At 45.9% G+C, this 12,589-nt stretch carries 16 protein-coding genes; 13 read left to right on the forward strand and 3 right to left on the reverse strand.

Features of this window, described 5'->3' with window-relative positions:
* The 3 genes from flgN to flgA form a co-directional block, all read right to left on the reverse strand.
* Positions 1–441, reverse strand: a complete 441-nt coding sequence (gene flgN, locus L4D09_RS20900) for a flagellar export chaperone FlgN (protein ID WP_428459469.1) — start codon at positions 439–441, stop codon at positions 1–3.
* A gap of 30 nt (positions 442–471) precedes the next feature.
* Positions 472–789 (reverse strand): flagellar biosynthesis anti-sigma factor FlgM, encoded by a 318-nt coding sequence (gene flgM, locus L4D09_RS20905; protein ID WP_428459470.1) that lies wholly within the window; start codon positions 787–789, stop codon positions 472–474.
* Positions 790–858: 69 nt separating this feature from the next.
* Positions 859–1,641 carry a flagellar basal body P-ring formation chaperone FlgA gene (flgA, locus tag L4D09_RS20910; RefSeq protein WP_428459471.1) on the reverse strand — a complete coding sequence of 261 codons (783 nt, stop codon included), beginning with the start codon at positions 1,639–1,641 and terminating at the stop codon, positions 859–861.
* A gap of 239 nt (positions 1,642–1,880) precedes the next feature.
* On the opposite strand from flgA, the gene flgB reads away from it, so the two are divergent.
* The 13 genes from flgB to L4D09_RS20975 all read left to right on the forward strand — a co-directional run.
* Positions 1,881–2,255, forward strand: a complete 375-nt coding sequence (flgB, locus tag L4D09_RS20915) for a flagellar basal body rod protein FlgB (RefSeq protein WP_428459472.1) — start codon at positions 1,881–1,883, stop codon at positions 2,253–2,255.
* A 7-nt stretch (positions 2,256–2,262) separates the two neighbouring features.
* Positions 2,263–2,685, forward strand: coding sequence for a flagellar basal body rod protein FlgC (gene flgC / locus L4D09_RS20920; protein WP_428459473.1), 423 nt, complete (start codon positions 2,263–2,265; stop codon positions 2,683–2,685).
* A 10-nt stretch (positions 2,686–2,695) separates the two neighbouring features.
* A complete protein-coding gene (locus L4D09_RS20925; RefSeq protein WP_428459474.1) occupies positions 2,696–3,415 on the forward strand; it encodes a flagellar hook capping FlgD N-terminal domain-containing protein in 720 nt (239 codons plus the stop codon).
* Positions 3,416–3,452: 37 nt separating this feature from the next.
* Positions 3,453–4,655, forward strand: coding sequence for a flagellar hook protein FlgE (gene flgE / locus L4D09_RS20930; protein ID WP_428459475.1), 1,203 nt, complete (start codon positions 3,453–3,455; stop codon positions 4,653–4,655).
* A 10-nt stretch (positions 4,656–4,665) separates the two neighbouring features.
* A complete protein-coding gene (locus L4D09_RS20935) occupies positions 4,666–5,397 on the forward strand; it encodes a flagellar basal body rod protein FlgF (protein ID WP_428459476.1) in 732 nt (243 codons plus the stop codon).
* Positions 5,398–5,407: 10 nt separating this feature from the next.
* Positions 5,408–6,193, forward strand: a complete 786-nt coding sequence (gene flgG, locus L4D09_RS20940; protein WP_428459477.1) for a flagellar basal-body rod protein FlgG — start codon at positions 5,408–5,410, stop codon at positions 6,191–6,193.
* An 18-nt stretch (positions 6,194–6,211) separates the two neighbouring features.
* Positions 6,212–6,895 (forward strand): flagellar basal body L-ring protein FlgH, encoded by a 684-nt coding sequence (gene flgH, locus L4D09_RS20945; protein WP_428459478.1) that lies wholly within the window; start codon positions 6,212–6,214, stop codon positions 6,893–6,895.
* A gap of 45 nt (positions 6,896–6,940) precedes the next feature.
* Positions 6,941–8,029, forward strand: a complete 1,089-nt coding sequence (locus tag L4D09_RS20950; RefSeq protein WP_428459484.1) for a flagellar basal body P-ring protein FlgI — start codon at positions 6,941–6,943, stop codon at positions 8,027–8,029.
* Positions 8,030–8,038: 9 nt separating this feature from the next.
* Entirely contained in the window at positions 8,039–8,596 is a 558-nt protein-coding gene (locus L4D09_RS20955; RefSeq protein ID WP_428459479.1) for a rod-binding protein, read from the forward strand.
* Entirely contained in the window at positions 8,593–9,969 is a 1,377-nt protein-coding gene (flgK, locus tag L4D09_RS20960; protein ID WP_428459480.1) for a flagellar hook-associated protein FlgK, read from the forward strand. Before L4D09_RS20955 ends, flgK begins: the two co-directional genes overlap by 4 nt.
* A gap of 10 nt (positions 9,970–9,979) precedes the next feature.
* Positions 9,980–10,885, forward strand: coding sequence for a flagellar hook-associated protein FlgL (gene flgL / locus L4D09_RS20965; protein ID WP_428459481.1), 906 nt, complete (start codon positions 9,980–9,982; stop codon positions 10,883–10,885).
* 50 nt (positions 10,886–10,935) lie between these two features.
* Positions 10,936–11,991 (forward strand): hypothetical protein, encoded by a 1,056-nt coding sequence (locus L4D09_RS20970; protein WP_428459482.1) that lies wholly within the window; start codon positions 10,936–10,938, stop codon positions 11,989–11,991.
* Between the two features lie 26 nt (positions 11,992–12,017).
* Positions 12,018–12,589 (forward strand): hypothetical protein (locus tag L4D09_RS20975; RefSeq protein WP_428459483.1); only part of this gene is annotated, 572 nt, incomplete at its 3' end.

The raw sequence follows: 12,589 nt of genomic DNA on the forward strand, positions 1-12,589 counted from the left end.
TTAATAGCCCGCGGGTTGATAAGTTGAGTCATTATCTTGATGAAGTACCTGAGTAAGGATTTGTTGCTGCATCATAAGCAAACGGCTATTACGTTCATTTTGCACCATACATTCGTTAACCAATTGCTTAAGTAGTGTCCACTTTACTTGCGTGTTTTGACGGTGTTGTTCGGGCAATGCATTGATAAGGCGATTAACACTTTCAGGGCTACCGTCCATACCAAGCTGCTCTAGCAAGTTAGATCGTTGGTCTGCTCGTTGTTGTAGTAGCTGTAAGGTATTTTGATGTTTGTCCGCAATTTTAGTGAGTTTATCACTGCTTCGCTGGATCATATTGTAATGCTGTAATTTTAAAAGCTGATGCAGCTTTTTGTAGTCATCGAGATCACTATTTAGATCGTGAATGAACGTTTTAATGATTGAAGCGGTTTTCTGGCTCATGGCTATCTCGTTTCGTGCTATTTGCTGATATTAATCGCGGCTATGAGCGCCGCGGATACTGGCAGCAAGGCCATCAAGATCAATTTCATAGTTACCGCTTGCAAGCAACGTACGTATTTCATTCACTTTAACCATATCCACATCGGGCATACGCTGGAGTTCTTGTTGTAAGCTTTCCATGCTTTGTGCCTGTGGGCTAACCACTGATGTGGTGTTGCCATGGTTTGTTTGTACCGGTGAGCTATCGGTTGTTTTTGTATCTGGCGCTGTTTTTGTATCACCAGCTTTATTCAGGTTTGTTTTAATTGGCGTTGCCAATTGTAAACCCGCTTTAGTCGATTCAATCATAACGGAATTCCTTACTTCTTCTCTGATATTAAATCTAAACGACCAAGTCACAGTATTGATTAAGTGAATTTAGAAAAGTGTTATTACTTGGCCTGACTCCGCCACGATTGCTTGAATAATTTTCCCTGAACTGCTGTTTCTGACTCGGATTTGCTGCTGATGGTAGCCGCCTTCAAGTGCGATGCCAGACATGCTGGCGCTAAACTCTTCTCTGTTTGCCTGAATGATCACCTTATCACCACGAGAAATAAGATAAGCAGGACTTAGTTGAGATAGCGGTATTAAACGCTTATCCCGTATTTGTCGTAATACACGTAACCCTAAATAATTGGACGGGGAGGCGATGAACTCTCGATTAAGTGATGCGATATCTATGGATTTCATGGTGATATCTTGCTGCGTTAGGATGTGATCTTTTGTCAGGGTTTGACTGGCAAAGGCAACAGGAAGAATAACACTGACATCGGCTTGTACCGTGACTTTCCATGTGTCTGGTTGCTCACAACTTGCTGAGAAACGTAGCCTTCCTGCTGGGTATCGTCGCCTGTCTAAGCGCTCAATCGTCAGCGGACTCGTGCAGTGATTTAACCGGTGGCTACCACTTGGGAGGCGAATGGAAATCGTTGTGTTTTCTACCGCAGGCCATTGTTGTTGCTGTGCAGTGGTCGAGATCTGGCGCTTAATATTGGCTTTTACTTGTTGCGTTATTTGGTACTGACTGGCTGTCTGATCATTCCCGTTCGGCGCAACATCTGCAAACGCTGGGGGTGTCATTGTCAGTACAGTACATAATGTAATAAGACGGGCAATGAGACGGCGAGTCATATTCGTTATTTTGTAATATTGGATCATGCTTCTTTTGCTCAGCTCCACCATGATGGTTCTATCGTAATTCTTCTATGTAATGATGTGCGGAATCGCTTCCGCTCTTCACTTCCGCTTTACTTCCTTTAGCAGGAAGCAACACTTCCGCTTTCTGTTCCGTTTTATCTTTTTATGAGTTAATTGCTTTAAAATCAATAACTTAAAAGTTGGCACGTTATTTGATTGTAACTCGACAATAATCGATTTATCGCAATCAAGGACACCATATGGGAATCAGCTTTGACAAGGCTTTAGGCATTCACCCGCACACTTTAAACCTTCGTGCAGAGCGTGCCAAGGTACTTGCGGGAAATCTCGCGAATGTGGATACACCGGGCTTTAAATCGAGAGATTTTGATTTTAAAGCGGCAATCGCTGCCGTTGAGGGACAAATACAAAGCCAGCACGGACGTGTAAGCGGTCAATCAGACGGAGCACAGTTGATGTACCGCAACCCTTATAACAGCTCAATGGATGGCAACACGGTTGAACTTGGGGTTGAGCAGGCACAGTACGCACAAAATGCGATGGATTTTGAATCAAGCCTGACATTTTTGAACATGAAATTTCAAGGGCTGTCGACAGCCATTCAAGGACAGTAATTAAGTTATGTCGTTTAGTGAAATTTACCAAATTGCCGGCTCGGCAATGACAGCTCAAACACTGCGTTTAAATACCATTGCCAGTAACTTGGCGAATGCGGATGCAGGCGCAACAACCGAAGCGGGAACTTACCGCAGCCGTAAGCCAGTGTTTTCTACGGTGTATGAAAACAGCCAAATGCAGGCAAGTAATTATGCTGGCGCTCGAGTTCAAATATTGGATGTTGTTCCTGTTGAGGGCGACTTGGATCGCCGTTATGAACCAGGTAACCCAATCGCAGATGCTGATGGTTATGTGTTTTACCCCAATGTTGATGTGGTGTCGGAAATGGCAGACATGATGTCAGCCTCCCGCAGTTTTGAAACCAGTGTCGATGTGCTTGGGCGTGCTCGCAGCATGCAGCAAGGCTTGTTGAAGTTAGGTCAGTAAGGAAAGCAATATGAGTACGCCGTTTGCAACCAGTAACAATGGTGGTGTTACGACTACATCAGGATCAGACCAAATTGCCACCAATGGCCAGCAAGACAATACGTTTCTGACATTGATGATTGCACAAATCCAAAATCAGACACCGTTAGATCCGCTTGATACAACACAGTTCATGACCCAGTTAGCGCAGATGACTCAAGTCGAAACCATGCAGAACATGAACGGTACAGTGACCAATCAAATGGTATTACTCGATAACATTCAGGTACTAACAACCGCAGGCATGGTTGGTCAAGATGTACGTGTGAGCACTGACACGTTAGAACTGGCAGGCGAGCCTTTAGATGCCTTGGTTGATCTAGGCAGCGCTGTTGATGACTTAAAAGTGGAAATCCGTAATGACGCGGGTGAGCTGGTTGAAACCATTGAGCTAGGTGTAAATGGTGAAGGTGAAGTGCCATTTATTATTGACCCTAAAGCGCTTGGCCTAAAAGACGGACAGTATGATTTAACGGTTGTGACCAGTGACAGCGACTATAAGCCAGAGCTAATGGTTGCGGGCACGATTGAAAAAATGCGTATACCACCAGGTGGTGGTTCACCAGAGTTTTTGATTGCGGGTGTTGGCTACGTCCCATTCTTTAACGTTACCGAATACGGTGACAAGCAGGATTCCGGCAACAATAAGCCAGAACCTACTCCACTATTTAAGTTGGCGGGCCGCCGATAGCGGCTTGCAATTCAACGTCAGAATAAGAGAAATAATAATGAGCTTTAACATTGCTATGAGTGGTTTAAATACCACCTCTCAGGAATTGAACACAATCAGTAACAACATTGCTAACGTATCGACGGTCGGTTTTAAATCCTCACGTGCTGAGTTCTCGGCACTGATGAACGGTGGTATGGGCGGTGGTGTTGAGTTAGCAAGCCTTTCACAAACCTTCAATGAGGGGGGCTTTAGCATGACAGGTCGAGGGACTGACCTGGCTATTGGGGGTAACGGCTTTTTCGTTCTTCAAGGTGATGATGGGGCTTACACCTATTCTCGTGCCGGTATGTTTAACCAAGATAAAGATAACTTTTTGGTCAACAACGGCGGTTTGCGTTTACAAGGTTATGGCACCGATGCTAATGGCAACCTGCTAACGGGTTCTATGGGTGATATTCAAGTCAAAACCGGATCTGTGGCAGCCAAAGCGAGTGATTCGATTGATTTCTCAGCCAATTTAGATGCAGGTGCCAGCATCATTGAAGATGAAAATGGCGATCGTATCCCATTCGACCCAGAAGATAGCGACAGCTTCAACTCATCATATACCACCAGTGTTTATGACTCATTGGGCAACGAGCACACCTTAACGCAGTATTTCGTTAAAACGGGTGAAAACGAGTGGGAAGTTCACTATGCGATGAATGGTGAAGTACTTGAAGATGAAAGCGGCCAAGCTCTGGAGTTTGATGAAAGCGGTAAATTGGTTGACCCAACAGGCAGTGTAAACATTTCATTTGCACCAGAAGGTGCTGCGGAGATGAATATTGCGTTATCGATGACAGGTTCAACCCAGTTTGGTAGTGAGTTTGCAGTATCAACCAACCGTAGCAACGGTCATACCTCGGGTGAATTAACGGGTATCACCATTGATGATGACGGCATGGTTTTCGCCAACTACAGCAACGGCGAGCAGATGCGTCAAGGCCAAGTTGTGTTAGCCGATTTCCCTAATAATGGCGGTTTAATGCAAGTGGGCAATACCGGCTGGGCCGCTACTCAGGCATCGGGCCAACCCTTAATTGGTGTTCCGGGTTCAGGCACATTGGGTGGTTTGTACGCGGGTTACATTGAAGAATCGAATGTTGACTTAACTGGTGAGCTGGTTGGGTTGATGACAGCACAACGTAATTACCAAGCCAACGCACAATCACTTTCAACTCAGCAGCAGCTTACCCAAGTGCTGTTTAACATGTAAGGGCTGAGTTGTGGATCGATTAATTTATACCGCGGCGAGTGGGGCAGGGCGCGTATTTACCGCCCAGCAAGTTCGCGCTAATAACCTTGCCAATATCAATACTCATGGTTTCCGTGCTGATATGGAACGCGCTGAAGCATACGCAGTTCAAGGGAGTGGTTTCGACAGCCGAACCCTCACCCAGGCGCAATCTGCAGGTACGCGGTTTGATCATGGTGAGTTGCAAACAACGGGCCGAGATTTTGATTTAGCTATTCGTGGCGATGGTTTCTTCACGGTTGAGTTACCAGAAGGTGAGGAAGCCTATACCCGTTCTGGTGCGATTGAACGGGCAGAAAATGGCGATCTAATGATCGGTGGGCTTCCGGTACTTGCCGATGGTGGTGAGCCTGTAAATGTTCCCTTGTACAGCGCGATTGAATTTGGCGGTAACGGGATCATTAACATTGTTCCTGAAGGTGAAGTACTGACGGTTGAAGTCGGTCGTTTAAAGCTGGTTAACCCGCCAGTACAGGACTTAAGCAAGCTGGAAAATGGCTTGTTTGTGACCAACGATCGCCTGCCACTGAATGATGATGACAACGTCATGATGGTATCGGGGTTTCTTGAACAAAGTAATGTGGTTGCCGTTGAAGAAATGGTGGCATCAATGCAGTTGAGCCGCAATTTTGAAATGCAATTAAAGATGATGCAGACCGCAGAAAAATTAGCAGAAGCAGGCAATCGCCTGATCAGAGCGTAAAGGATAGAACATGAACGCAGCACTATGGATCAGTAAAACCGGCCTTGCCGCCCAAGATACCAAAATGGCGACCATCTCTAACAACCTAGCGAACGTGAATACGGTTGGCTACAAGCGAGATCGTGTCGCGTTTGAAGATCTGTTTTATCAGATCCAACGTCAGCCTGGTGCAATGGCTGATGAAGTGAATGAACTACCAAGTGGTATTCAGCTAGGTTCTGGTGTTCGCGTGGTCGGCACCCAGAAAGTGTTTACCGAAGGTATGTACCAGACAACAAACCAGAGCCTAGATATTGCGATTGATGGCCAAGGTTTCTTTGAGCTAGAAACACCAGATGGCGAGCAGGCATTTACCCGTAATGGTCAGTTTCACCTTAACTCTGAAGGTTTGATTGTGACCGCTCAGGGTTTACCGCTCGCTCAGCAGATTCAAGTACCAGACGATGCAGAAACCATCACGATTGGTAGTGATGGCATCGTAAGTGCAAAAATTGCTAACGATGATATGCCCCAGGAAATTGGGCAAATCACGCTGGCTAATTTTATTAATCCGGCTGGCTTAGAAGCACTTGGGGGAAATATGTTCCGTCAAACTGCGTCAAGTGGTGAAGTAATTGATGGCATTGCGGGTGAGGGTGCGTTTGGTCAAATCAAGCAAGGGGTGCTGGAAGGTTCGAATGTTCAAGTTGTTGAGGAAATGGTGGATATGATCACCACTCAGCGAGGCTATGAAATGAACGCGAAGGCACTGTCTTCATCGGATGAGATGCTGCAGTACATTTCTCAGGTGCTGTAACGCATGGTAGGGCTGACTATGACTAAAACCATTCGCCATTGGATGGCATGCCTAGCAATCTTATTGTTATCAGGCTGCTCCTCTATACCTTCTCATATTGATGATCGTCCAACACCGGATGACATGGGCTATGCCCCGCCTATGCTTGACTATTCGTTACCAGATGCACGCAGTGGTTCGGTCTATCGTGATGGCTACATGTGGACGTTGTTTCAAGACCGCAGAGCCTACCGCGTTGGTGATATGTTGACCGTATCGTTGGATGAAGATACTCGCTCTAGCAAACAGGCCAATACCAACTTTGGTAAGAATGCCAGTGGTGGTTTATCGGGTGGCTTTGCAACTGGCAGCAGTAGCGGGAGTGCCAGTGGTGATTTATCGGGAAACCGAGACTTTCGTGGCAGCTCTGCCAGTTCGCAACGTAACTCATTAAGCGGTTCAATTACGGTCATGGTTCACGGCGTTTTACCTAATGGGGTGTTACGCATTAAGGGTGAGAAGTGGATTAGGTTAAACCAAGGTGATGAGTTTATTCGTTTGAATGGCTTGGTGCGTGTTGATGATATTGATAACGGTAACCAAATTTCATCGCAACGTGTTGGTGATGCGCGTATCACTTATTCACAAAGTGGGGTATTGGCCGACGCGAATGAAGCCGGTTGGCTAACTCAGCTTTTTGTGAATCCACTGTTCCCAATCTAAAGAGGCATTATGTTTAAGCAACTTATTATTTTGTTGACTGTCTTGATGGTGCCTTTCTTTTTTATTGAAGCATCCCATGCTGACACTGTAAATGAACGCCATTTAATCGACTTGGTCGATATTCAAGGCTTACGTGAAAACCAACTCGTGGGTTACGGCTTAGTGGTTGGTCTTGATGGTACAGGTGACCGCAATCAGGTGAAGTTTACCAGCCAATCCGTAACCAATATGTTACGTCAGTTTGGTTTGCAGCTACCTGAAAAAATCGACCCTAAACTACGAAATGTCGCGGCAGTAAGTGTTCATGCTTCTATCCCGCCATTAACTGGGCCAGGCCAAACCATTGATGTGACAGTTTCATCAATTGGTGATGCCAGAAGCTTACGTGGTGGTAGCTTGGTTATGACACCGCTGCGTGCGATTGATGGCCAGATTTATGCTGTCGCCCAAGGTAGCTTGGTGGTTGCAGGTATCAAGGCAGAAGGGCGCTCAGGGTCAAGTATTACCGTGAATGTACCGACAACGGGCCGCATTCCAGGCGGGGCGATTGTTGAAGAAGAAATTCCATCAGACTTTAGCTCTAAGCCCAAAGTCACCCTTAACCTATTGCGACCAAATTTCACCACCGCCAGGAACATTTCTCGTGAAATTGACGAGGTGTTTGGGCCTGATACCGCATCGGCGGTGAGCAACGCACGGGTTGAGGTGTATGCGCCACAAGACTTTGAACAACGCGTGGTATTCATGTCGATGCTGGAAGGCATGACTGTTGATATCGGCCGACAGCGTGCCAGAGTCGTCTTTAATAGCCGAACCGGCACCGTCGTTATTGGCAACGGTGTACGTATTGGTCGTGCCGCAGTCAGTCATGGCAACTTAACCGTGACTATTTCTGAATCATTTAATGTTAGTCAGCCCAATGCCTTTGGCCGTGGCGATACAGTAGTAACCCCAGACAGTGAAATTGACATCGATTATGAGCGTAATCCCATGTTTATTTGGCCGGAAGGGGTCGAGCTCGAAACGATTGTTTCAGCAGTGAATAGTTTAGGTGCCTCTCCGGATGACTTGATAGCCATTCTTCAGGCATTGCATTCTTCTGGTGCACTGGATGCTGAATTAGTTGTGATTTAAGGACAGCGAATGACTGTAACTGTTTTACCCGTAAACCCGATGGCCCTTCAGCCGATGGCAACCAGCCGCATTGCGACCAATACAGCTGGTTCGACAATGGGAACGGTGACCACGTTTGATAGCCGTCAATTGACTGATTTGAAGAGCAGTGGTGATCAGCAGCAAGCCATTCAAACCGTGGCTGAGCAATTTGAATCACTGTTTTTACAAATGGTGCTAAAGCAAATGCGTAAAGCAAGCGAGGCCCTTAACCCTGATGATGAAAATGCGCTGTTTGGCAGCCGTGAGCACAAAACCTACCAAGAGTTTTTTGATGGGCAGGTGGCAATAGAGATGTCAAAAAGTAGTCTTGGTTTGGCTGAAGTAATTGTACGTCAGCTTGGCGGGGAAGAAACATCTGATGCAGGTCTAAGTCATGCAGATTCATTGAAACAGTTGGAAACGGCATTTAAGGAAACAAGTGACAATGTCGTTTCAATATCTAGTAAGGCAGAGCAAGCTCCGATAGCGGGCAGCGCATTTAGCCAGTCTTTGCTGCATTTTAACCGCAAGGGGTCTAACGCATGAGTTTGATGAATATAGGCTTGTCAGGTATTCAGGCAAGTCAAATTGGTATGAGTGTCACCGCTCAGAATGTCGCGAACATTAATACACCGGGGTATAGCCGCCAGCAAGTGCAGCTTGCTGCTGTTGGTTCAACCAGCATGAGTATGAAAGATGCTGGCAACGGTGTATCGGTGAGTGCCATTCGTCGAGTAACGGATCAGTATCAAACCAATCAAATTTTTCGTGCTGGTTCTATGCTCGGTGAAGCATCCACATCTGCTCAGCAACTTAAGCGTTTAGAGACGCTGTTATCTGGCGATTCGATGGATTTAAGCCAAGGCTTTGATAGTTTTTTCTCAGCGTTAAATGGCTCTAGTGTCTCGCCGTACAGCTCGGCACATCGCCAGCAAATTGTTAGTGAGGCAGAAGCATTAAGTAATCGCTTTAATCAACTTAGCAGTTCGCTTGACGGTCAGTATGACGACTTATCCCAACAACGTAGCAGTGCCGCGAACAGTGCCAATAGCTTATTATCCAATATTGGTAAGTTGAATGAAGAAATTCGTAAAGGCTCAGCCACTGGCGCGAATACCGCTGCACTGGAAGATGAGCGAGATGTGTTACTTTCCCAGCTATCTGAAATTGTTGATGTGAGGATCACAGATGCCGGTGACGGTACACTGAATGTGGCATTGCCAAATGGTCAACCTTTGGTTATGGGCTCGCAGATTGCACAGTTTAGCGTCGATTCAGATCCTGATAATCCGCGCAGTGATATTCTCTCGTTGTCGCTTAATGGACAAAATTTCCCATTAGATGATGATATTGGCGGTAAGTTGGGTGCATTGGCTGAGTATGAGCGTGATGTATTAGTGCCTACCCAAGAGGCGATTAATGATATTGCGTTGGAGTTCGCGCAAGCATTTAACGATCAATTGGCCGAAGGTTTTGATTTAAATGGCGAGCCGGGCAAACCGCTGTTTGTGTTTGACCCTGAAAATCCCGCCGCCACACTGTCGATTAACCCTGATTTTAAACCGGAAGATTTAGCGTTATCGGCTGATGGTACTCCGGGTGATACCGGCAATTTACTGAAGCTTATTGATATTAAAGATCAAGAGTTTGAAATTGGCCATTTGGGTTCACAAACCCTAGGCGGTGCCTTCAACTCCTTGTTGGGTGATATTGCGGTGAAAAGTCGTCAGGCACAGTCAGATCATGATGCTGCTAGCAATATTTACCTGCAGGCCACCATCGAAAAGTCATCAACCAGTGGTGTGAATTTGGATGAAGAAGCGGTGAGCTTAATGATGTACCAGCAAGCTTATCAAGCCAACATGCAAATTATTAACACCGCAAACCAGGTGTTTGCATCGGTTATGCAATTATTCTAGGAGTGACATCATGCGTGTAAGTACTAATCAATACAGCCAAATGATGTCAGGCAGTTTAAGCCAGAATTCGTTAGGCATTAACAAGATCATGCAGCAAATGGCGACAGGTAAGCGGGTGTTAATTCCATCGGATGATCCGATGGCATCAACACGCGCGATGAGCCTAAAGCGCGAGCAAGCAGCGCTAAGCCAGTATATGGGCAATATTGAACAAGCTGATGTTGCTTTGAAAAAACAAGAAACCTATTTGAGTAGTGCGACTGATGTTCTGCTTCAGATCCGCGACTTAATGTTGTGGGCGGGTAATGATGCGAATGGTCCTGATGAGCGAGCCGCATTGGCCGATGAACTTGATCATTTACAAGACAGTTTAGTCAGTTTGGTTAATGCCAAAGATGAAAATGGCAAATACATTTTTGCTGGTAACGAGATTAACTCTGAACCTTTGGTGAAAAACGAAGACGGTGACTGGGTTTACCAAGGTGACACTGGTATACGTGAAGTCGTAGTGGGTGATGGCGTTACCATAAAGTTGAATGTAAACGCGCAAGAGATGTTTTTCTCGGGTGATACAGATATTTTCAACCAACTTGATGAATTGGTAGCAGCGCTTCGTGACCCCGATTTCACTCAAGAAGATAACGATATCATTGCTCGCAGTGTAGACGTGCTGGATTCAACCTTACAAGCGGTATCAGGCACGGTGACCAGTTTAGGTAGTCGCCAGAATGCATTGGCCACCATGGAAGATGGCCACAGTGAAATTGAGTTATTCAACAATGAGCTGATTGGTCAATTAGAAGACTTGGATTACGCCGATGCGATGGTGCAATACAATAACTATTTATTGGCCTTGCAGGCAACTCAGGCAACCTATGCGAAAACAGCGAGCCTATCACTGTTTAGTATTATGTAATTTTTACCTTGCCGTGAAAGCGGCAAGGTTTTTTGATAAATGGAAAAACGATGGTTTCTCAGGTAAATGATCTTCGCTCTGCTGCCACCGGTGCCAGTCGCCAGCAGCAGGTGATTGCAAGGCCAGCGAATAAAGTTGCAGCAGTACCCGATAATAAGCAGCCTGATCCGCTACGCTTGTCACAAACCCTGACACCAGAGCATACCAGGCAACATAGCCTAATTCAGCGAGCGCAGCATAAAGTTGCCGCATCGCGTGTGGCTGAATCAAGCTTAAATGATATCGGCAAGCACTTAGTACAGCTTAACAAGCGGGTCGAATTTGCGCTTAAAGCTGGCACTACATCGCCTAAAATTGCGGCTGATATTGAACAACTAACCAGCCGTATGGAGCAACGCCTGCAACAGGCCAGTTACCAAGACCAACCGATATTGAACCGCCAATTGAAGCCGGTTTATCATGGTGAACCCAGAACGGCTTTTCAAATTAGAGGCTTAGATACTAAGCGAGCCTCTAGCCGCGATGAAACCCTGATTTTTAACTTGGGTAAAGGCGGCGCGAATGCCGTTCCGGTTAAACTAGCTGCCAACGCGACGCCAGAACAACAAGCAATGCAGTTTCGTCAGGCGTTGAATGAGCATGGTATTGGTGTGTCGCTCAATAAGCAGCGTCAGCTGGTTTTTTCAACCAATGAAACCGATTGGCAGCATTTATCGCAAAAAATGCGCGTGGTTGGTCAAGGTGACCGTTTCCCTGCGGGGCAGCCAAATCGTGCCAAGCTTGATGCCACAGAAACAAGATTTGAACCACTAAAGTGGCAAACAGATAAAGATCAACTGCGTCAGACTCAAGCTGAAACTCAGCATATGATGAAGCAAATAAAACTTAGTATTCAAGAGCTTCGTCAGCATAACCAGGATGTTATGCAACGTATCGATACTATCAACCTACGCAATAGCTATTTGAACGAACAGGTTTTAACGAGTATTGAAGCCGATCTAGATCGCATGCTGCCAAATAATGATAACTTTGCTACCGCGTTTCAAAACTTGAAAACGCAAGCGAATGTACATCGTCATACCGTGGTATCACTGCTGAGCCGTTAGTTAATATTAAATCTTAAGGATAAGGGATGTTGTCACCTATTTCGGCGGCGATTCATAAATTATTGCGCATAGAGCCCCAGCAACTTAAAGCGGAACAAAACAAGTTACCTCCGAATCAAGTAGGACTCCTCCCAAAGCCTCAACACCAGCAAAGTAATTCTTCTTCAATTATCTTGCCACAGGCTCAGTGGCAAGTAGTCAGGTTATTAGCTGCTGTATCTAATAGCAGTGGATTAAGCCAAGACTTGGTCTACCTTTCCCAACTACAACAGTCTCAATCCTTTAAAGTAGCTGGCGGACAAGGGGAGCTACAATTGCGATTTCACCTTGATGGTCAACCTCACCAAATGCGTTGGCAAATTAATCAAGGTGAAGCCCTGTTATTAGTTTCAACGTTACCTGCGGCCTATTCGTTGAAGTTGATCCCTACTCTGGATCAAGGCTGGCGAATTGTTGCAGACGGCTTTCTTCATTCAGAACCGTTACAGTTATTGTGGTCACCGGTATCAACCACTGAGAGGTCTCGTGCTACAGGGCTAAAGCTCACATCATTATATCTATGGATAAGAACAATGCTTATCACCGTATTAATTTTATG

The organism is Photobacterium makurazakiensis (genome assembly GCF_050336715.1).
Lineage (GTDB): Bacteria > Pseudomonadota > Gammaproteobacteria > Enterobacterales > Vibrionaceae > Photobacterium > Photobacterium makurazakiensis.